Raw genomic sequence first — 19289 nt, 5'->3', positions numbered from 1 at the left:
GGGTCGGGATCACGCGTCCCCCAGGCCGATCCGGTCGGGTCGGCGCCGCTCCACCGCATATTTCAGCAGCGCCGCCCCGCGGTAGACCGCGTGCGCGAACTTGCCGTAGGGCAAGGTCAGGAACAGCGCCATCACCGTCCCGAGGTGCACCACCAGCAGCGCGGCCATCGCGCCGGTCTCGCGCCCGGCCAGCAGGGCCAGACCGGTCAGGCTCACCAGGAACAGCAGCATCAGAAAGGCGCGGTCCATCGGGCGCTGCCGCGGGTCGCCGTGCAGCGGGTCGCGGCGCAGGTTCAGCCACAGCAGTCCGGCCGGCCCGACCAGCAGCCCGAAGCCGCCCGCGGTTCCGAGCAGCACCGGCAGGCTGGTGACAGGGTAGGGCGCCTGCAGCCCCAGCAGGTAGTGGTAGAGCGTGGCGATCGTCGTGGAGGCGAAGCACAGCCCGAAGCCTCCTGCCGTCAGATGGTGGAAGCGGCGGCGCCAGTGGGTCGTGCGGTCGTCGGCATCGTGGCAGCCCTGGCCGTGTCCGCCGTCGAGATAGCGCAGGCGCAGCGCGTCGTGCGTCGCCTCGATCACCGCTGCGCCCGGCATCTCGCCCCCCGGCGTCACCCCGCGCCAGAAGCGCCGCACGCCCATGCCCAGCGCCAGCACCGCCCAGCCGAACACCGGCGCGAACAGCGCCACCATCAGCCCGTGCGGCAGCACGGCGTAGAAATCGCCAGCCAGCGGGGCATGCCACAGCCGGCCGTGCAGCGCCAGCACCAGCAGTCCGAACAGCGCCAGACCGGCCGCCAGCGCCAGCGCCACCGTCAGCCCGTTGCGTCGGTACAGCGCGCCGAAGGCGGCCGGCCAGGCATGGTCGGCATAGGTCGTCATGCGCACCTGTGCCATCGCCCGCGGCACGTTCAGCGCGAACTCGTGCGGTGGCGCGTACTGGCAGGCGTGCAGGCAGGCACCGCAGTTGTGGCAGAGGTTGGCGAGGTAATGCGCGTCGGCCGGATCGAAGGCCAGCCGCCGCGTCATCGCCGGGAACACCGCGCAGAAGCCCTCGCAGTAGCGGCAGGCGTTGCAGATGCCCATCACGCGCGCCACCTCGTCGGTCTGCGGCGTGGCGGGGACGAACTCGCCGCGCCCGAGCGCCAGCGCGTCGCGGGTCAGTGCCTCAAGCGTCTGCATGGACAGCTCCCTGACGTTGTCCCCGTCCAGCCAGCGCGCTGCGCGCCGCCGATGTGCCGGCGATGCGGCCGAACGCCGTGCCGATCGACATGCCCACGCCGGCCGTGTAGCCCTGGCCGAGCACGTTGCCGGCCATCATCTCGCCGGCCACGAACAGGTTGTCGCTCGGCCGACCACCGAAATGCACCGCCGCCTGGTCGTCGGTCTTCAGCCCGAGGTAGGTGAAGGTCACGCCCGGGCGCAGCGTGTAGCCGTGGAAGGGCGGCGTGTCGATCGGTCGTGCCCAGTGGGTCTTGGCGGGGGCGACGCCTTCGGTGTGGCAGTCGTCGAGCCGGGTGTGATCGAAGGTGCCGACGCGGCAGGCGCGGTTGTAGTCGTCGAGGGTCTGCATGAAGGTGGCTTCGTCCAGGCCGAGCTGGCGGGCGAGGTCGGGCAGCGTGTCGGCCTTGCAGCCGGGAAAGACCGGGGGCATGAAGCGCCCGATCGCCTTGGCATCGATCACGCAGTGCGCGATCTGGCCCGGCTGCTGGGCGACGAGCCGGCCCCAGATCGCGTAGCGCTTGGGCCAGAAGTCCTCGCCCTCGTCGTGGAAGCGCTGCGCCTCGCGGTTGACGACGACGCCCAGCGACACGCAGTCGATGCGGGTGCAGATGCCGCCGTCGTAGAGCGGGGCGCGGGCGTCGATGGCGACCATGTGCGCCTGCGTGGCGTCGCCGATCGGGTCCGCGCCGTGGGCGAGCATCTCGCGCAGCAGCGTGCCCTGGTTGAAGCGGGTGCCGCGGATCAGGAAGTTGTCCGCCGGCCACTCGCCGCGGGCGTTCTGGCCCCAGGCCTCGCGCAGCCAGCCCCGGTCCGACTCGAAGCCGCCGCAGGCCAGCACGCACGACCGTGCCGCGATGCGCTCCTGACCGATCCACGCGGCGACGAAGCGGTCGCCGTCCAGCTCGATCCGGTCGACCGGCGCCTCGTAGCGGATCTGCACGCCCAGCCGCTCGGCGCTGCGGTAGTAGGCATTGACCAGCGCCTTGCCGCCGCCCATGAAGAAGGCGTTGGTGCGCGCCGTGTGCAGCGCGCCGGACAGCGACGGCTGGAAATGCACGCCATGCGAGCGCATCCAGTCGCGGCAGTTCGACGAGGCGCGGATGACCAGCCGGGCCAGGTGCTCGTCGGTCTTGCCGGCGGTGACCTTCAGCAGGTCCTGCCAGAACTCCTCTTCCGGGTAGGCCTCGACCAGCACGTCCTGCGGCGCGTCGTGCATGCAGCGCAGGTTGCGGGTGTGGCTGGAGTTGCCGCCGCGCCAGGCGCGTGGCGCCGCCTCGAGCAGCAGCACCGAGGCGCCGGCCTCGCGCGCCATCAGCGCGGCGCACAGTGCGGCGTTGCCGCCGCCGATCACGAGCACATCGACCATGTCGCCCCCTCAGTCCGCCTTGATGCCCGCACGTCGGACGATCTCTTTCCAGATCTTCTGCTGCTGCGCGATGTAGGCGGCGAACTCACTCGAAGGCCCGCCGCCGCCCGTCGCGCCATCGGCGGTGAAGCGCTCGGTCACCGCATTCGACTTCAGCGCCTTCAGCGATTCCTCCTGGAGCTTTCTCACGATGTCGGCCGGCGTGCCGGCAGGCGCCAGGATGCCGTACCACTGCGAGGTCTCGAAATCCTTGAAGCCCATTTCGGCGACCGTCGGCACGTCCGGCAGCGCTGCCAGCCGCTGCGGCGTGCCCACCGCGATGGCGCGCAGCTTGCCCGACTTGATGTAGGGCAGCATCGCAGGCAGTCCGGCCGAACTGGCCTGCGTGCGCCCGGCGAGCAGATCGGTGAGCTGCGGGCCGGTGTCGCGGTAGGGAATGTGCGTCATGAACATGCCGGTCACCAGCTTCAGGTATTCCATCGCCAGGTGGCCGGCGCTGGCATTGCCGGCTGAGCCGTAGTTGAGCCGGCCGGGGTTTTTCTTCACGTGGGCGACGAACTCCCTGAAGTCCTTCGCCGGCACGTCCGGATGGATCACGAACAGGTTCGGCACCTTCGCCAGCAGCGTGACGGGGACAAAATCCTTGTTCACGTCGTAGGGCTGGTTCGGGAAGATGTACGGGTTCACCGCCAGCGAGCCGACATGGCCGAGGATGAGGGTGTGGCCGTCCGGCGCCGCCTTGGCCACCTCCTGCATCGCCGGCAGGCCGGCGCCGCCGCCTCGGTTGTCCACGAAGACGGTCTGGCCGAGCTGCTTCGTCAGCTCATGGGCGACGGTGCGCGCGACGATTTCCGATGTGCCTCCGGGCGCGAACGGCACGACGAAGCGGATCGACTGCTTCGGCCATCCGGAGGCGGAGGGCTGGGCGGCCGCGGGCAGCGCGAGCGCAGCCGAGGTGCACAGGAATTGGCGACGGGCAATGGGCATGGCGGTGTCTCCTCGTTGGAATGGGTCGCGCCAGCGGGATCGGCTCGCGACGGACTCGTTTCAATGTAGGAAGTCACCGGCCCGCAGGCCAGAGCGACACCGGCAAGAGGTCTTCAGTGATCGTGAAGACAGGCGCCCGGCCAGCGGCCTTCTCGCACCAGCGTGCGTACCACGTCGGTCAGCGTGACCCGGGTGGCCAGCGCTGCGGGGGAGAGTTCGTCGTCCGACAGGCTCACCAGCAGACTGGGCCGTCGTGCATGAAGCTCTGCGACCGGAATCAGCCGCAGCGTGGCCTGTGGCAGTCGGGCCGCTGCGGACCCCGGCTGGATCGTCGCGCCCAGCCCGGCACGGACGGCGTCCATCAGCAGCGCCAGTCCGTCGATCTCCGCGGCGATGCAGGGCACCAGGCCGGCTCGCTGGAACGACTGTTCGAGCAGCGCCCGCAGCCCGTGCGGTCCGCTGGGCAGGATCAGCGGCAGCGAGCCCAGGCTCTCCAGCGCCGCGGTCTCGCCCGGCGGCAGGCCGGGCAGCGATGCCGGGCCGATGACGAACAGCGCCTCGTCGAGCAGCGGCATCACGCTCCAGCGTCGGGCCGCCTCCGACCGGAACAGCACGGCGAGGTCGAGCTGGCGTGCATGGAGCATCTGCGTCAGATGTCCCGACAGGCTCTCGACCAGGTGCAGCCGCACATCCGGATAGCGCGTGCGCATCGCCTGCATCAGCGGCAGGCCGAGCACGGCCGCGGTCGACGGCGCCAGCCCGACGCTGACATGGCCCGACAGCCGCGCCTGCTGCGCGGCTCGGGCGGCCTCGTCGGCATGGCGCAGCACGAGCTGCGCCTGGCGCCAGAAGGCCACGCCGGCGTCGGTCGGCCGCACGCCGGTGGCGCTGCGCTGCAGCAGCCGCGTCGACAGCTCGCTCTCCAGCCGGCTGATCTGCTGGCTCAGGGCCGAGGTGACGACACCCAGCTCCACCGCCGCGCGGCCCATGCTGCCGAGTTCGACGACGCGGATGAAATAGCGGAGCTGGCGGAGTTCCATGGTCGCGTCGTCGTGCCAGCGTCAGGCCGACCGGGCGAGCCCCCGGTCCACCATCACGCCGGGCTGGTCCGGATCGTTTGCCGGATCATATACAGGGTGGCTCGCACGTCGTTTCTCCGTGCGGTTGCCGCGTCCGGCGGGCATGTGCTGCAAGCCGGATCAGTCTGCCGTGAGCCTGGCCTTCTGCACCACGTCCTTCCACTTGCCCAGCTCGGACTTGACCATGTCGCCGAGCTGCTCGGGCGTGCTGGTCTCGACGTCGGCGCCGTGATCCTCGATGCGCTTGATCACCTCCTTGTCGTTGAGCACCTGGTTGAGCGCCTTGTTCAGCTTCTCGACCACCGGCTTGGGCGTCTTGCCCGGTGCGAAGACCGCATACCACTGCTGCACGTCCACGCCGTTGACGCCCAGCTCCTTCAGCGTCGGCACCTCCGGCAGCAGCGGCGAGCGCTTCGGGCCGGCAATCGCCAGGCCCTTGAGCTTGCCGCTCTTGACATGCGGCGCGCCGGTGAACAGGCTCGGGAACATCACCTGCGTCTGGCCGCCGATGGTGTCGCTCACCGCGGGTGCCGCGCCCTTGTAGGGCACGCCCAGCATCTCCACGCCGGCGCTGAGCTTGAACAGCTCGGCGGCGAAGTGCGGTGCGGTGCCGTTGCCGGCCGAGGCATAGGCATACCGGTCAGGCTTGGCCTTGAGCTGGGCGATCAGGTCCTTGACGTCCTTGAACGGTGTGTTGGTGTTGGCCACCATCAGCGTCGGCGAATAGCCGACCAGACCGATGGGGGCGAAGTCCGCCACCGGGTCGTAGCGCAGCTTCTGCAGCGCCGGGTTCATCGCGTGGGTGGCGATGTAGCCGAGCATCAGCGTGTGGCCGTCGGCCGGAGCGCGCGCGACGAACTCGCTGGCGATCGAGCCGTTGGCACCGGCGCGGTTGTCGATGATGACGGTCTGGCCGAGCAGCGGGCCCAGCTTCTGGGCGATGGTGCGGGCCATCGCGTCGTTGCCGCCGCCCGCGGCGGTCGGCACCACGATCGTGATCGTCTTCTCCGGGAAGGCCTGGGCGATCGGGGCTGCTGCAGCCAGCACGGCGGCCAGGGCGGCGGGAATCAGATGTTTCGTCATGGATTTGTCTCCTTGATGGAATTCGCAGGCTTTACGGCGTGCGATGGGACGGGGAATACACGTAGTCGGGGATATGCAGCTCCCCTTGAAGGATCTTTCGGGCGGTGCGCACGAGTGCGGCGCGCTGGATGCGGGCGTCCTGGCCTTCGCCTTCGATGGCCACCTCGACATCGATGCGGCCCTGGGGGTGCAGCACCGCGAGATTGCGCACGCCGGCCACCACCGCCGGTCCGCTGGCGACCGTGCCCGGCAGGGCGAAGGCCGTGGCCACGCCGATGGCGCCGGTGACCGCATGCGAGGCATGGCAGCGGCGGGGCGTGAAGTAGCGCGAGGTGACGCTGTCGTCGTCGTGACCTCGGCTGACCAGGACCGGCTTCGGGATCACGCTGGCCGAGACGTCGCCCAGCCCCATGCGCTCGCCGGCCGCCAGGCGCAGCCGCTCCAGCCGTTCCAGCAGGACCGGGTTGGCATCCAGCTCGGTCGGCGATTCCCGGCCGGTCACGCCCAGGTCGGCGGCGCGCACGATCATCAGCGGCATCGCTGCGTCGATGCAACTCACCTCGACCCCGTCGATCAGGTCGATGCGCTGCCCGGTCGGGAAGACCGAGCCGGTCACCGAGCCCCAGGCGTCCAGGAAGTTCAGCCGGATGGGCGCGGCGGTGCCGGCCACGCCGTCGACATGGGCCTGGCCCTCATAGGTGACGCGCCGCTCCGGCGTCAGCACGGTCACGTCGATGCGCGACCGGGTGTTGACGTTGAAGACGCGGACCGTGGTCTCGCCATCCTGCGCGGCGACCAGGCCCTGCTCGATGGCGAAGGGCGCCACGCCCGAGAGCATGTTGCCGCAGTTGGGCCGGGTGTCCACCGAGCGCTGGCCGACGCCGACCTGCGCGAACAGGTAGTCCACGTCGCAGTCCGGCTGGCCGGAGCGCGAGACGATGGCGACCTTGCTGGTGAGCGTGCTGCCGCCGCCGACGCCGTCCACCTGCAGCAGATCCGACGCGCCGATCGCGCCGATCAGGGTCGCGTCGCGCTCGGTCTCGTCGGCCGGCAGCCAGTCGCGCAGGAAGAACGGGCCGCGCGAAGTGCCGGCACGCATCAGGACACAGGGAAGGGTGATCGCTTGCATAGAACGGATCATCCTGTCCTGATCGATGCATGTGAATTGCATTGTTGGGATCAATTGATAGACTGGGTGCATCAATGATGACGACCTCTCCGGGACTCTCTCCATGGCCCTGAACTTCGATCTCGACGACCTGCTGGCCTTCCGCGCGGTGGCCGAGCTGCAGAATTTCCGCAAGGCGGCGGAGTCGATCAACCTGTCGCAGCCGGCCTTCAGCCGCCGCATCGAGAAGCTGGAGGATGCCCTGGGCGTGCGGCTGCTGGACCGCACGACGCGCAGCGTGACGCTCACCGCCGTGGGCCGCGACTTTGCGCGCAAGGTGAACGACCTGCTCGACGACCTGGACGCGACGCTGCTGGGCATCCGCGGCGTGTCGGCCACCCGCATGGGCGAGGTCAGCATCGCCTGCGTGCCCTCCGCGGTCTACTACTTCCTGCCGCAGGTGGTGCGGCGCTATCACGAGGTCTATCCGAAGATCCGGGTCCGCATCCTGGATGCCGGGGCCAACGAGGTGCTGGAGACCGTGGCGCGAGGGCAGGCGGATTTCGGTCTCGACTTCATCGGCAGCCAGGAGCCGGACATCGACTTCCAGCCGCTGCGGGACGAGTGCTTCGTGGCCGCCTGCCGCCGCGATCACCCGCTGGCCTGCGAGCGCAGCGTCACCTGGAGCGCGCTGACGCGCTACGACTTCATCTCGATCAGCCAGTCCTCGGGCAACCGGGTGCTGCTCGACCAGGCGCTGGCCAGCCTGCATGAGCGCCCCCGCAGCATCTTCGAGACGGAGCATGTGACCACGGCGCTCGGCCTGGTCGAGGCCGGCCTGGGGGTGGCGGTGGTGCCGGCGATGGCGATGCCGGCCGCGGACCATCCCCTGCTGGTCAGCATCGCGCTGACCGATCCGGTGGTGCGGCGCACGATGGGCGTGATCCGGCGTCGCGGGCGTTCGCTGTCGCCGGCCGCACAGCAGCTGCATGCCTTCCTGATGGAGCTGCAGTCGCAGCCCGAAGACCGGGGTCCCAGTCGCCCGGCGCGGCTGTCCTGAAGCCGACACGCTCCGGCGCTACCGTGCGCGCATGGATATGTCGACCGATTTCCCCGATGTCCGTGGCGCCGCGTCGCGCCGGTCCTGGCTGCGCCGCGCCGGTGCGCTGGCGCTGTCGCCCTGGCTGCCGATGGTTCCGGTGGCGGCCGCGGTCCCGCCGCTGTCGTCGCTGCGGCCGGTGATGCCTTTCTCCGAGAGCGCGCCGGGCGAGGCGCTGCCGCCGGGCTGGGTGCCGCACCGCATACGCCCGGACCGGCGCGACACGCTCTACCGCACCGTGCCCGACCCGGACAGCGGCCGCACCGTGCTGCAGGCCCGCTCCGAGCGCGGTGCCACCGGCCTGCGCCACGACCTGCGCCGCGAGCCGGGCGAGTACCGCTGGCTGGAGTTCGGCTGGTGCGTCTCGCAGGTGCCCGAGCAGGCCCGCAGCGACGACGACAGCCGCGACGACTGCCCGGCGCGTGTGGTGGTGGCCTTCGACGGCGATCTCTCCGGCCTGTCGCTGCGCGAGATGATCTTCCGCGAGCAGGTCGAGCTGTTCACCGGCCACACCCTGCCGCACTCGACGCTGATGTATGTCTGGGACGGCCAGCTGCCGGTGGGCGCCGCGGTGGCCTATCCGCGCAGCAGCAGCATCCGCTATCTGGTCGTCGACAGCGGCGCGGCCGAGCAGGGCCGCTGGCGCTGGCATCGCCGCGATCTGGTGGCCGACTACCGCGCCGTCTTCGGCCGCGAGCCCGGCCCGATCCGCAGCGTCGGCGTCTTCACCGACAGCGACGACCTGGGCGGCGCGGTCGAGACGCTCTACGGCGACATCCGCCTGCCCGCGCCGGAGGCGGACATGCCGGCGCTGGCCGGGGGGTGAGGCGGGCGCCGGTCTTTTTTCGTTCAGGCGGTGTATTCTGGTCTTGCCATTGAATTCGCCGAAGCCTCTCATGCGCCCGTCCGAAGCCCTTGATGCCCTGCGACCCGCCGTACGCGAGGCCGCAGCCCGCCACCGTACCGCGAACCCGCGCGTGTTCGGCTCCACCCTGCATGGGCGCGACCGCGATGGCAGCGATCTCGACCTGCTGGTGGATGCGCTGCCTGGCGCGACGCTGTTCGACCTCGGCGCCTTGCAGGACGAACTGCAGGCCCTGCTCGGTGTACCGGTCGATGTGCGCACGCCGGGTGATCTGCCGGTGTCTTTCCGGGGGCAGGTGCTGGCGCAGGCGCGGCCAGTATGAGCGCGCCCCGACTGCCCGACTACCTCGAGCACATGGCGCAGGCCGCATCGGATGCCTGCACCTTTGTCGACGGACTGGACAAGGCCGCCTTTCTCTCCGATCGGCGCACGCAGCAGGCTGTCGTCATGAGCCTGATCATCCTGGGCGAGGCAGCGACCAAGGTCATGGACGCGCATCCGGACTTCGCGCAGGCCCACTCTGCCGTGCCGTGGCGCGGCATGCGCGGCATGCGCAACCGGATTGCACATGGCTACTTCGACATCAACCTCGATGTGGTCTGGGACACGGTGCAGATCGCTCTGCCCGAGTTGCTGCGCCAACTGCCGGTCTTGTGCCGTGCGGTGCAGATCGGTTCAGGGCAGGACGATCTCCCGGGGGCGGCCAGCGGCTGACCCCTTGCCGCCTCAGGGCCGCGGATCGCTGGCCGGCGGCAGCGAGGCCGAGGCGGCGTCGCGCGCCAGGCAGGTGCGGTAGCGGGCCTCGCAGCGGTCGGCGAACCAGGCGGTGGTGAGTTTGCGGATGATCTTCGGGCTGTTGAGGTCGATGTCGGGCAGCTGTTCGCGGGCGGGCTTCAGGCCGCGGCGCTCGGCGAGCTGGTACAGGCGCCGGTACGTCACCGACTGCTCGAAGGCGAACTGCTTCTCCAGCTTCAGGTCACGCTCGATCTGTGCGGCGTTCACGCCCAGCTCGGCCTGCAGCGCCAGCAGGGCCCGCCACGCCTGGCTCGGATCGCTGCGCGGCGACAGCGGCTCGCGGCCCTTGTAGCGCAGCAGGTCGCCGTCCGGGTCGATCTTCTGGCCGGTGAGCTGCGCCAGCAGCGACTGCACCGCCGCGTTGCGGCTGCTGTAGAGGCCGGCGTTGTAGTCGGCGAAGCGGTAGAGCATGCGGTTGTAGGACACCGGATAGTCCAGCAGCATTGCCGCGCCGAAATACAGGCCGCCGCGGCGCTTGAAGACCTCCTCGCGCGCGCTGCCGGCCGGCTTCCAGGGATAGGGCTTCTCGCGCATGTGGTCGGCGGCGAAGGCGATGCTGACCTGGGTCGAGCCGCCGGTGCGCACCGGGTTCTGGCCGCCGGCGACCTGTGCGCCCAGCGGGATCTCGCGGATCATGTCCTCGTAGAGATCGGACAGCTCGCGCTCGGTGCGCAGCCGGTCCAGGCGCTGCTGGTAGGTGCGGCCGTCCGGCGAGGTCTTCTGCAGCGCCAGGTCCATCACCGCCTTCGGGATGCCGAAACGCTCGCGTTTCTTGTCCAGCTCGGCCTTGGCGATCTTCGAGAGATTGGCCACCGGCGGGTCGGCCTGCCAGGTCGATTCCTGCTCGATCACCGCAGCCAGCGCGCAGACCTTGTGCGCCTGCGCCGGAATGGACAGCGCGGCAAACGCGGTGCCGATGTCCTCGGCCCAGCGGCGGCGGTCGCTCAGGTTGGGCGGCAGCACCCGCAGTGCGACATCGCGCACCTCGGCGGCGCTGACCGGCGCCGGGGCCGGAGGCGGGGGCGGAGCCGGAGGCAGCGGCGGCAGGGCCGGCGCCGGCGGGGGCGTCGGCACCGGCAGCGGAACCGGCGTGGGCGTCGGTGCCGGTCCGGGCGCAGGCGCCGGGGGCAGGGTGAAGACCGGGGGCAGCGTGCCCGGTGCAGGCGCCGGGGCCGGCGAGGGCCAGGGCGATGGGGCGGGGCGGCGGTCGCTGGGCAGGGTCGTGCAGGCGGCCAGCGTGGCCATCAGGGGCGCGAGGGCGGCAAGGCGCAGGGCGGACGATCTCATGGGCGGCGATTATCGGTCGCCCTGCCGGAAGGGATTGCGCTCGCGCAGTTCTCCCACGTAGGCCTCCACGCCTGCCGTCTCGCGTTCCAGGAAGCGCGCCACCGCATCGGCGAAGCCGGGGTGGCGCAGCCAGTGCGCCGAGGTCGTCGTCACCGGCAGCAGGCCGCGCGCCATCTTGTGCTCGCCCTGCGCGCCGCCCTCGAAGCGCAGGAAGCGCTCGCGCACGCACCAGTCCAGCGGCTCGTGGTAGCAGGCGGCGAAGTGCAGATGCGCCACCGGCTCGGTGCAGCCCCAGTAGCGCCCGTAGGCCACCTGCCGCTCGGTATCGATCGCGATCAGCGACGCCGCCACCCGCTCGGGCCCGCGCCGGGCGACGAACATCAGCCAGTGCCCGGGCATCGTGCGCGCCATCTCGGTCCAGAAGGCGCGACTCAGGTAGGGCGTCGAGCGGTGCTCGCGGTAGGTGTTGTCGTAGCAGCGGGCGAAGAAGTCCCAGTCGGCCTCGGTGATCTCCGCGCCGTGCCGCACGTCGAAGGTGATGCCGGCCTCGCGCACATAGCGGCGTTCCTGCGCGATCTTCTTGCGCTTGTCGCGCGAGAGGTGGGCGAGGAAATCGGCGAAGTCGGCATAGGGCTCGGGCTGGCGGTTGGTCCAGTGGAACTGCACGCCCTCACGCAGCAGCCAGCCCTGGGCTGCGGCGGCGGCCCGGTCGGCCTCGTCCAGGAAGAGCAGGTGGGCCGAAGACATGCCCTGATCGCGCGCGAAGGCCTCGATGGCGGCCAGCAGTGCCGCGCGTGTCTCCGCGTCGCGCGCCAGCAGCCGCGAGCCCGGCACCGGCGTGAAGGGCACGGCGCCGAGCAGCTTCGGGTAGTAGTGCTGGCCGGCGCGTTCCCAGGCGTCGGCCCAGGCCCAGTCGAAGACATATTCGCCGTAGGAATGGCTCTTCAGGTAGAGCGCGGCGCCGGCGCGCAGCACGCCGGCGTCGTTCTCGGCGGTCAGCGTCATGAAGACCGGCTGCCAGCCGGTGGCGGCGCAGGCGCTGCCGCTGGCGTGCAGCGCCGCCAGGAAGGCGTGGCGCAGGAAGGGCGTCGGCGCGGGCGAGGCCGCCAGCAGCGCATCCCAGGCGGCGGCATCGATGCGGCCGGGGTCGTCGTGGATCTGCAGCCGCAGCCGGGGCGGCCGGGCCGGGCTGGGGCGGGAAGGGGTCGTCGGAAGGGCGGCGTCCGTCATGCGGGCGATGTTCGCATGGCCCCTGGAACCGCAGCGGCTACAGTTCGGCATTCCCCGTGAACCCGTCTGACTTCGGAGTCGCCTGCCTTGAACCCCCGGGATCCGTTCCTCAATCTCTACAGCCATGGCTTCGCGCGCGTGGCGGTCGCGGTGCCGGTGTGCCGTGTCGCCGATCCGGCCTTCAATGCCGCCGAGACCGTCCGGCTGCACCGCGAGGCCGCGCGCCAGGGCGCGGTGCTGGTCGCCTTTCCCGAGCTGGGCCTGTCGGCCTACAGCTGCGAGGACCTGTTCCACCAGCGCGCGCTGCTCGAGGGCTGCGAGCGCGCGCTGGCCGAGGTGATCGAGGCCTCGCGCGGCGTGGGCGCGGTGGCGGTGGTGGGCCTGCCGCTGCAGGTCGACGGCGCCCTCTACAACGTGGCGGCGGTGGTGCTCGACGGCCGGCTGCTGGGCGTGGTGCCGAAGTCCTACCTGCCGAACTACGCCGAGTTCTACGAGGCGCGCCAGTTCAGCCCCGGCGGCCAGGCGCTGGCCACCGAGGTGACGCTGTGCGGCCAGACCGTGCCCTTCGGCGCGCAGCTGCTGTTCGCGGCGCAGACCGGCCTGGCGCACGCGCCGCTGACCTTCGCGGTCGAGATCTGCGAGGACGTCTGGGTGCCGATTCCGCCCTCGTCCTTCGCGGCGCTGGCCGGCGCGACCGTGCTGGTCAACCTCTCGGCCTCGAACGTGACGGTCGGCAAGGCCGACTATCGCCACGCGCTGGTGTCGCAGCAGTCGGCGCGCTGTCTGGCCGCCTACCTCTACAGCTCGGCCGGTCCGGGCGAGTCGACCACCGATCTGGCCTGGGACGGCCAGGCGCTGATCTGCGAGAACGGCGCGCTGCTGGCCGAGTCCGAGCGCTTCCGCGCGGACGCGCAGCTGGTCTGCGCCGATGTCGACCTGGAGAAGCTCGCGCGCGAGCGCATGCGCCAGACCAGCTTTGCCGCCAGCGTCGCGCGCCACCGCGGCGAGCTGGCCGCCTGGCGCACGGTGCGCTTCGCGCTGCGCCGCCCGGACGAGGAGGTGCTGCCGCTGCGCCGCGTCTTCGACCGCTTCCCCTATGTGCCGTCGAACCCGCAGCGGCTTGACGCCCGCTGCGAGGAGATCTATCAGATCCAGGTGAGCGCGCTGGTCAAGCGGCTGCAGTCCTCCGGGCTGAGAAAGCTGGTGATCGGCGTCTCCGGCGGGCTGGACTCCACGCATGCGCTGCTGGTGTGCGCCCGCACGATGGACCGGCTCGGCCTGCCGCGCGCCAACATCCTCGCCTACACGATGCCGGGTTTCGCCACCAGCCTGCGCACGCTCGACCAGGCGATGCGGCTGATGGAGGTGATCGGCTGCGGCGGCGGCATGATCGACATCCGCCCGAGCTGCGAGCAGATGCTGAAGGACCTCGGCCACCCCTACGCCAGCGGCCAGCCGGTCTACGACATCACCTTCGAGAATGTGCAGGCCGGCGAGCGCACCAGCCACCTGTTCCGCCTGGCCAACCACCAGGACGCGCTGGTGGTCGGCACCGGCGACCTCAGCGAGCTGGCGCTGGGCTGGTGCACCTATGGCGTCGGCGACCACATGTCGCACTACAACGTCAACGCCAGCGTGCCCAAGACGCTGATCCAGCATCTGGTGCGCTGGGTGGCCGCACGCGGCGAGTTCGGCGAGGCCTGCAGCCGCGCGCTGACCGATGTGGTCGAGACCGAGATCAGCCCGGAGCTGGTGCCCGGCGACGCCTCCGGCCAGCCGCAGCAGTCCAGCGAGGCCAGCGTCGGCCCCTACGAGCTGCAGGATTTCCACCTCTATCACACGCTGCGCTCGGGCTTCGCGCCGTCGAAGGTCGCCTTCCTGGCGCTGCACACCTGGGGCGACGCGGCCGCCGGCCGCTGGCCCGAGGGCGTGACCACGCGCAACGCCTACCCGCTGGCGGAGATCCGCCGCCACCTGCGCACCTTCCTGTGGCGCTTCTTCAAGACCAGCCAGTTCAAGCGCAGCTGCGTGCCGAACTCGCCCAAGGTCGGCTCGGGCGGTTCGCTGTCGCCGCGCGGCGACTGGCGCGCGCCCAGCGATGCAGAAGCCACGGTCTGGCTGGGCGATCTGGAGCAGGTGCCCGAGCGCTGAGGGCCTGCACGGTCACAATGCGGCTCACCCCGATCTGATCGAACCGAGTCCGCATGCGCCGCTGCCTTCTTCTCCCGCCCCCGTCCTCGCTGTCCGTGATCGCGCTGGCGGCGACCCTGCTGATGGCGGGCTGCGCCACGCCGGCCGGCCGCCCGAATCCGCCGGTGGCCGCCGCGACGCCCCCGGCCGCTGCCAAGCCGGCGGTGGCGCCGGGCAGCCCCGCGGCATCGGCACCGGTCGCGGCATCCGCAGCGGCGCCTGCCGCTGCACCGGGGGCGGCACCTGCTGCCACGCCGGCGGCCACGCCACCGGTGCCGGCGCTGCCGCCCTTTGCCCAGGTGGTGCGCGAGGCGCGCCGCATCGACGGGCTGATCCCGGTCTGGCAGAAGGACGAGAAGGTCTGGCTGGAGCTGTCCGAGAAGGACTTCGGCGTGCCCTTCTTCCTGTCGCCGAAACTGGCCAGCGGCATCGGCGAGGGCGGCGTGCTCGGCGGCCTGATGGGCGGGCGGGGCGGCGCCGGCGGCGCGAAGTGGGTCGAGTTCGTGCGGGTGTTCAACCAGGTGCGGCTGGTGGCCCGCAATGCGGCGCATGTGGCCGCCGCCGGTACGCCGCAGGCCCGTGCGGTGGCCGCGGCCTTCTCGCCCAGCCTGCTGGCCAGCGCGGCGGTGCTCAGCCAGCCGCATCCCGAGCGCCGCACGGTGCTGGTCGATGCCTCGGCGCTGTTCCTGTCCGACCTGATGGGCGTGGGCGCACAGCTGCAGCGCAGCTACCGCCAGGGCTATGCGCTCGATGCGCGCCATTCCGGCATCACCGCGGTGCGCGGCACCCCGGAGCTGCTGGCGCTGACGGTGCAGCAGCATTTCGCCACCGGCGCGCTGGCCAGCGCGCAGCCGGGCACTCCGGCCGGTGCCGGCCCCTCGGTGCCGGCCACGCTGCCCGATCCGCGCAGCCTGTTCGTGCGGCAGCATCTGTCGCTGACCCGGCTGCCAGCCGCGCCGATGCGCACCCGCGCGGCCGACGCCCGCATCGGCCACTTCGTCACCTCGGTCAGCGACTTCGGCGACGAGTTCGCCCGCAGCCCGAAGAAGCGCTTCATCAACCGCTGGCGGCTCGAGAAGAAGGATCCTGCCGCCGCGCTGTCCGAGCCGGTGCGCCCGATCGTCTACTGGATCGACCGCAGCGTGCCCGAGCGCTACCGCGAGCCGATCCGCGCCGGCATCCTGGAGTGGAACCGTGCCTTCGAGGCCATCGGCTTCAAGGAGGCGATCGTCGTGAAGGTCCAGCCCGACGATGCGGACTTCGACACGCTCGAGACCGGCATCGCCTCGGTGCGCTGGATGACCAATGCGACGGCGATGTTCGGCGCGGTCGGCCCCAGCCATGTCGATCCGCGCAGCGGCGAGATCCTGGACGCCGACATCGCCATCGAGAGCCTGAGCTCGCGTGCGCTGCGCACGCTGCGCAGCCAGGTGATCGCCACGCCGGCGCCGGTCTTCGCGCAGCCGCCCGATCTGGGCGCGCCGGGCCTGCTGGCGGCCTGCCAGCATGCCGATCTGGCCGCCGAGCAGCTCGGCTATGCGCTCGACCTGCTGTCGGTGCGCGAAGGGCTGGATCCGGCCGGCCCCGAGGCCGAGGCCTTCGTCGCTGCCTATCTGAAGGATGTGACGATGCATGAGGTCGGTCACACGCTGGGGCTGCGGCACAACTTCCGCGCCTCGACCGTGCGCGACGAGACGCAGCTGTCAGACCCTGAGTTCACCCGCCGCCATGCGCTGACCGGCTCGGTGATGGAATACGCCGGCATCAATCTGCCCGCACGCGGCCAGCCGCAGGCCGCGGCCTTCCAGACCACGCTCGGGCCCTACGACTACTGGGCGATCGACTATGCCTACCGCGACATCGCGCCGGCTGAGGAGGCCGCGACGCTGGCGCGCATCGCCGCGCGCAGCGGCGAGCCGGAGCTGGCCTTCGGCACCGACGAGGATGTGATCGCCGGGCTCGACCCGGAAACGCTGCAGGGCGATCTGGGCCGCGATCCGGTGGCCTTCGCGCGCAAGCGCCTGGGCATCGCGCGCGATCTGCTGACCCGGCTGGAGGCGCAGCCGCTGGCCGCCGATGCCGATCCGGCGCGGCTGCGCCGGGTGGTGGGCTTCGCGCTGCGCGATGTCGGCCGCTCCACCGCGATGCTGATGCGCCAGCTCGGCGGCCTGCGCACGCTGCGCGACGCGCCCGGCACCGGCCGCGATCCGCTGCAGCCGCTGCCGCTGGCCGAGCAGCGCCGTGCGCTGGAGCTGCTGCTGGGCGAGCTGCTGTCGCCGCAGGCGCTGACCGTCTCGCCGGCGCTGCAGCGCCGGCTGGCGCCCGACTATCTCGAGCGCAGCGAGGCCATGCTGTCGGGCCAGGGCGCGGTCGCCACCGACTTCAACCCGGCCCGCCAGCTCGCCGAGATGCAGCGCCAGATGCTGCTCGAGCTGATGGGCGAGGCGCTGGGCAGCCGGCTGCTCGACGGCACCGGCCGCGCCGACCCGGCGCTGGGCAGCCTGTCGCTCGAGGAACTGCAGGGCCGCCTGACCGCGACGCTGTGGGCCGACCTGAGCTCCGGCGGGCCCATCGATGCGGCCCGACAGTCGCTGCAGCGCGACCAGATCACGCTGCTGACCCAGTGGCTGCTGGCGCCGCCGGCGGCCGGACGTGCGGAAATGCGCATGCAGATGCAGCGCCAGGCCCGCGAACTGCTGGCACGGCTGGACCGGGTACGTTATCGTTCCGATGCGTCACCCGAAACGCTGGCCCATCTGAAGGACAGTGCGCAGCGCCTGCGCGAGGCGATGCAGGCCCGGGTGATGCGAGCGGGCGTGTGACGATGGCGATGTGACCGGGTGTTCCGGGCCGCGGAAGCCCCCTTCGGCAGGGGCCCCGCAGAACCCCTGGATGCGGGGCATATCCCTCAGTTTCGGCCCGGGTGATCAGGCGGGAAAGACCGGTTTGCGGGATCCGGCACCCCGGCACGCAGGGTGGAGGTTTCAGACCTCGCAGTTCATCCTGGACGTGTCAGATCGTGACGTATTTATCGACATGTAGACCTTGAACAGAATCGGGGCCCAGACCCATCCGACTTTGCGGAGCTGTACCCGATATGCCTTCCCTGCGAGATTCCCGTGACGCCCTGGGCCGACTGCCGGTCGCCACCCGCCTGGCCTGGGGCTTCGGCTTCTTGGTCGCGCTGCTGATGGTGCTGACCTGCGCCGGGCTGCTGCTGCTGGGCCAGGATCCGGCGCTGCAGTCGCAGCGCCAGATGCTGGGCCTGATCGGCTCGGCGGCGATGGTGGCGGCCGGCATGGTCGCCTGGCTGATGGTCGACAGCCTGAAGTGGCCGCTGGACCGCACGCTCGACTTCGCCGAGCGTCTGGCCGACGGCGACGACACCGCTGCGGCGCCGAAGATGAGCGCCGACGAGTTCGGCCAGCTCCAGCATGCGCTGATCGAGCTGCGCGACCGCCTGCGCCGCCAGGGCCGGGCCGCCGCGGCCGACGAGATGGCCGACGAGCCGCTGCCGGAGAGCTTCACGCCGCTGCTGTCGCAGGTGCTGGCCCGTGCGCAGTCGGGCCAGGGCCTGGCGGCGCCGGCCACCGTTCCCGCCGCAGCCCCGGCTGCCGCCTCGCTGGCGGCCACGGCGCCGACCGAGCCGGCGGCTCCGTCCGATGCCGCGCTGCCGGCCGACGGCCCGGCGCCGGTGGCCAGCAGCGATCTGGTCATGCCGCTGACCGGCCTGACCCCGCGCGAGCTGCTCGACACCGCGGTGGCCGCGGCCCATCAGGGCGGCGACGTGGTCTCGCAGGTGGTGGCCAACATGGAGGACATCCGCCAGTCCAGCCGCCAGATCTCCGAGATCCTGGGCACCATCGACAGCATCGCCTTCCAGACCAATCTGCTGGCGCTGCAGGCCGCGATCGAGGCGGCGCAGGCGGGCGACAAGGGCAAGGGCTTTGCGGTCGTGGCCGGCGAGGTGCGGGCGCTGGCGGTGCGCGCCGGCAATGCGGCGCGCGAGATCAAGCAGCTGGTCACCGCCTCGGCCGCGAAGGTCGAGTTCGGTGGCCGCCTGGCCCGCGATGCCGACGCGACGATGGATGCGCTGATCGTCTCGGTGCAGCGCATGACCGACATCGTCGAGCTGAGCAGCCCGGACCAGGACGGGCGCGACCCGTCGGCGGTGCAGGCCGAGCTGACCGGCAGCAGCATCGAGCAGCTCGACCAGCTGACCCGCCACAACGAGTCGGTGGTCAGCCAGAGTGCCACTGCCGCCGAGGCGCTGCGCCAGCAGGCCGAGCGGCTGCAGAAGGTGGTCAATGCCTTCCAGCTGCTGCAGCGCACCCAGCAGGCCGCCTGGAATGCCCATCACGCGATCCACAGCGCCCGGGTCAAGGCCCGCGGCGAGGTGCCGCCGGCGCTGCCGCCGTTCCCGTCCTCGGACTGGGGCGCACTCGACGGCATCGAGCCGAGCCCGCAGCCGCAGCCCCGGCGCCGTCGCGACGACGGACACGGCAATGACGGCGGCGGCGGCGACTGGACCCGTTTCTGACCCAGATGGAACCCGAAGACAAGAAGGCTCGAGGCTGAGCGAAGTCGAAAGAATGGAACGAGGTTGAACGGGGCGAGGGCCGTCAGGGGTGGCGGTCCTCGGTCGAGGGGGAGAGGTCGGGGCTGGCAGCGATGCCGGCTCCGTTCCTTTTCAGTGCGGCGCGACCTGGCGCGCCTTGGCCAGCCACTGGCCGAGCGCGTCCGACAGGTCGCCGCGGCTGAAGCTGCAGCTCTCCTCGGTGAAGAGCGCGCTCGACTCGACCTGCATCAGCAGCTGGCCGAGCACCTGGCTGTAGCGCTCGGGCAGGCCGGGCCAGTGTGCGGCGGTGTCGCGGAAGCCGTGCGCCAGCGCGGTGGCGTCCAGCTCGCCGCTGCGGAAGTCGATCAGCAGGGTGTCGAGGTGGCGGGTGCTCATCGGCAGTCTCCTTGGTCGGGGGGCGAGA

Annotated in this window: 16 protein-coding genes; 7 read left to right on the top strand and 9 right to left on the bottom strand. The window is 71.3% G+C overall.

All coding sequences use genetic code 11. The annotated features are described in order from the left end of the window. Window positions 1–9 precede the first annotated feature (9 nt). The 6 genes from tcuB to HZU84_RS08150 all read right to left on the bottom strand — a co-directional run bounded on the left by tcuB (window position 10) and on the right by HZU84_RS08150 (window position 6832). Window positions 10–1176, bottom strand: a complete 1167-nt coding sequence (tcuB, locus tag HZU84_RS08175; protein ID WP_149503839.1) for a tricarballylate utilization 4Fe-4S protein TcuB — start codon at window positions 1174–1176, stop codon at window positions 10–12. Beyond that, a complete protein-coding gene (gene tcuA, locus HZU84_RS08170) occupies window positions 1163–2584 on the bottom strand; it encodes an FAD-dependent tricarballylate dehydrogenase TcuA (protein ID WP_149503838.1) in 1422 nt (473 codons plus the stop codon). Before tcuA ends, tcuB begins: the two co-directional genes overlap by 14 nt. Before the next feature lie 9 nt (window positions 2585–2593). Next, window positions 2594–3571 (bottom strand): Bug family tripartite tricarboxylate transporter substrate binding protein, encoded by a 978-nt coding sequence (locus tag HZU84_RS08165; protein WP_149503837.1) that lies wholly within the window; start codon window positions 3569–3571, stop codon window positions 2594–2596. Between the two features lie 113 nt (window positions 3572–3684). Further along, the gene (locus HZU84_RS08160; protein ID WP_149503836.1) at window positions 3685–4611 is read right to left on the bottom strand and encodes a LysR family transcriptional regulator; all 927 of its coding nucleotides are present in this window, start codon (window positions 4609–4611) and stop codon (window positions 3685–3687) included. 159 nt (window positions 4612–4770) lie between these two features. Beyond that, a complete protein-coding gene (locus tag HZU84_RS08155) occupies window positions 4771–5733 on the bottom strand; it encodes a tripartite tricarboxylate transporter substrate binding protein (RefSeq protein WP_149503835.1) in 963 nt (320 codons plus the stop codon). A 31-nt stretch (window positions 5734–5764) separates the two neighbouring features. After that, entirely contained in the window at window positions 5765–6832 is a 1068-nt protein-coding gene (locus HZU84_RS08150) for a 4-oxalomesaconate tautomerase (protein WP_244954277.1), read from the bottom strand. Between the two features lie 133 nt (window positions 6833–6965). Between HZU84_RS08150 and HZU84_RS08145 the strand changes: the two genes are divergently transcribed. The 4 genes from HZU84_RS08145 to HZU84_RS08130 all read left to right on the top strand — a co-directional run bounded on the left by HZU84_RS08145 (window position 6966) and on the right by HZU84_RS08130 (window position 9519). Then, window positions 6966–7901, top strand: a complete 936-nt coding sequence (locus HZU84_RS08145) for a LysR family transcriptional regulator (protein ID WP_149503833.1) — start codon at window positions 6966–6968, stop codon at window positions 7899–7901. A 31-nt stretch (window positions 7902–7932) separates the two neighbouring features. After that, window positions 7933–8766 carry a DUF3047 domain-containing protein gene (locus HZU84_RS08140; RefSeq protein ID WP_149503832.1) on the top strand — a complete coding sequence of 278 codons (834 nt, stop codon included), beginning with the start codon at window positions 7933–7935 and terminating at the stop codon, window positions 8764–8766. 70 nt (window positions 8767–8836) lie between these two features. Next, the gene (locus HZU84_RS08135) at window positions 8837–9127 is read left to right on the top strand and encodes a nucleotidyltransferase family protein (protein ID WP_149503831.1); all 291 of its coding nucleotides are present in this window, start codon (window positions 8837–8839) and stop codon (window positions 9125–9127) included. After that, the gene (locus HZU84_RS08130) at window positions 9124–9519 is read left to right on the top strand and encodes a HepT-like ribonuclease domain-containing protein (RefSeq protein WP_149503830.1); all 396 of its coding nucleotides are present in this window, start codon (window positions 9124–9126) and stop codon (window positions 9517–9519) included. Before HZU84_RS08135 ends, HZU84_RS08130 begins: the two co-directional genes overlap by 4 nt. A gap of 12 nt (window positions 9520–9531) precedes the next feature. Here the strand turns inward: HZU84_RS08130 and HZU84_RS08125 are convergent, their stop codons facing one another. Together HZU84_RS08125 and HZU84_RS08120 are read right to left on the bottom strand one after the other, a co-directional pair. After that, entirely contained in the window at window positions 9532–10887 is a 1356-nt protein-coding gene (locus HZU84_RS08125; protein ID WP_219340893.1) for a DUF1615 domain-containing protein, read from the bottom strand. 9 nt (window positions 10888–10896) lie between these two features. Then, entirely contained in the window at window positions 10897–12117 is a 1221-nt protein-coding gene (locus HZU84_RS08120) for a GNAT family N-acetyltransferase (RefSeq protein ID WP_149503829.1), read from the bottom strand. An 87-nt stretch (window positions 12118–12204) separates the two neighbouring features. On the opposite strand from HZU84_RS08120, the gene HZU84_RS08115 reads away from it, so the two are divergent. The 3 genes from HZU84_RS08115 (at window position 12205) to HZU84_RS08105 (ending at window position 18847) form a co-directional block, all read left to right on the top strand. After that, on the top strand, window positions 12205–14268 hold the full coding sequence (locus tag HZU84_RS08115) for an NAD(+) synthase (RefSeq protein ID WP_149503828.1): 2064 nt from the start codon (window positions 12205–12207) through the stop codon (window positions 14266–14268). Window positions 14269–14321: 53 nt separating this feature from the next. After that, window positions 14322–17129, top strand: a complete 2808-nt coding sequence (locus HZU84_RS08110) for a zinc-dependent metalloprotease (protein WP_180692850.1) — start codon at window positions 14322–14324, stop codon at window positions 17127–17129. Window positions 17130–17404: 275 nt separating this feature from the next. Next, entirely contained in the window at window positions 17405–18847 is a 1443-nt protein-coding gene (locus HZU84_RS08105; protein WP_149503826.1) for a methyl-accepting chemotaxis protein, read from the top strand. Between the two features lie 150 nt (window positions 18848–18997). On the opposite strand, the gene HZU84_RS08100 is transcribed toward HZU84_RS08105, so the two are convergent. After that, window positions 18998–19261 carry a hypothetical protein gene (locus tag HZU84_RS08100; RefSeq protein ID WP_149503825.1) on the bottom strand — a complete coding sequence of 88 codons (264 nt, stop codon included), beginning with the start codon at window positions 19259–19261 and terminating at the stop codon, window positions 18998–19000. Between the last annotated feature and the right edge of the window lie 28 nt (window positions 19262–19289).

It is taken from the genome of Sphaerotilus sulfidivorans, from assembly GCF_013426975.1.
GTDB lineage: Bacteria > Pseudomonadota > Gammaproteobacteria > Burkholderiales > Burkholderiaceae_C > Sphaerotilus > Sphaerotilus sulfidivorans.
Note: the sequence above shows the minus strand (reverse complement) of the source record. Positions and strands in the feature narration are given on the sequence as shown.

Bases quoted from the DNA above. Each gene is read 5' to 3' on its own strand.
- tcuB (WP_149503839.1), bottom strand. From the start codon at position 1,176: ATGCAGACGCTTGAGGCACTGACCCGCGACGCGCTGGCGCTCGGGCGC.
- tcuA (WP_149503838.1), bottom strand. From the start codon at position 2,584: ATGGTCGATGTGCTCGTGATCGGCGGCGGCAACGCCGCACTGTGCGCC.
- HZU84_RS08165 (WP_149503837.1), bottom strand. From the start codon at position 3,571: ATGCCCATTGCCCGTCGCCAATTCCTGTGCACCTCGGCTGCGCTCGCG.
- HZU84_RS08160 (WP_149503836.1), bottom strand. From the start codon at position 4,611: ATGGAACTCCGCCAGCTCCGCTATTTCATCCGCGTCGTCGAACTCGGC.
- HZU84_RS08155 (WP_149503835.1), bottom strand. From the start codon at position 5,733: ATGACGAAACATCTGATTCCCGCCGCCCTGGCCGCCGTGCTGGCTGCA.
- HZU84_RS08150 (WP_244954277.1), bottom strand. From the start codon at position 6,832: ATGCGTGCCGGCACTTCGCGCGGCCCGTTCTTCCTGCGCGACTGGCTG.
- HZU84_RS08145 (WP_149503833.1), top strand. From the start codon at position 6,966: ATGGCCCTGAACTTCGATCTCGACGACCTGCTGGCCTTCCGCGCGGTG.
- HZU84_RS08140 (WP_149503832.1), top strand. From the start codon at position 7,933: ATGGATATGTCGACCGATTTCCCCGATGTCCGTGGCGCCGCGTCGCGC.
- HZU84_RS08135 (WP_149503831.1), top strand. From the start codon at position 8,837: ATGCGCCCGTCCGAAGCCCTTGATGCCCTGCGACCCGCCGTACGCGAG.
- HZU84_RS08130 (WP_149503830.1), top strand. From the start codon at position 9,124: ATGAGCGCGCCCCGACTGCCCGACTACCTCGAGCACATGGCGCAGGCC.
- HZU84_RS08125 (WP_219340893.1), bottom strand. From the start codon at position 10,887: ATGAGATCGTCCGCCCTGCGCCTTGCCGCCCTCGCGCCCCTGATGGCC.
- HZU84_RS08120 (WP_149503829.1), bottom strand. From the start codon at position 12,117: ATGACGGACGCCGCCCTTCCGACGACCCCTTCCCGCCCCAGCCCGGCC.
- HZU84_RS08110 (WP_180692850.1), top strand. From the start codon at position 14,322: ATGCGCCGCTGCCTTCTTCTCCCGCCCCCGTCCTCGCTGTCCGTGATC.
- HZU84_RS08105 (WP_149503826.1), top strand. From the start codon at position 17,405: ATGCCTTCCCTGCGAGATTCCCGTGACGCCCTGGGCCGACTGCCGGTC.
- HZU84_RS08100 (WP_149503825.1), bottom strand. From the start codon at position 19,261: ATGAGCACCCGCCACCTCGACACCCTGCTGATCGACTTCCGCAGCGGC.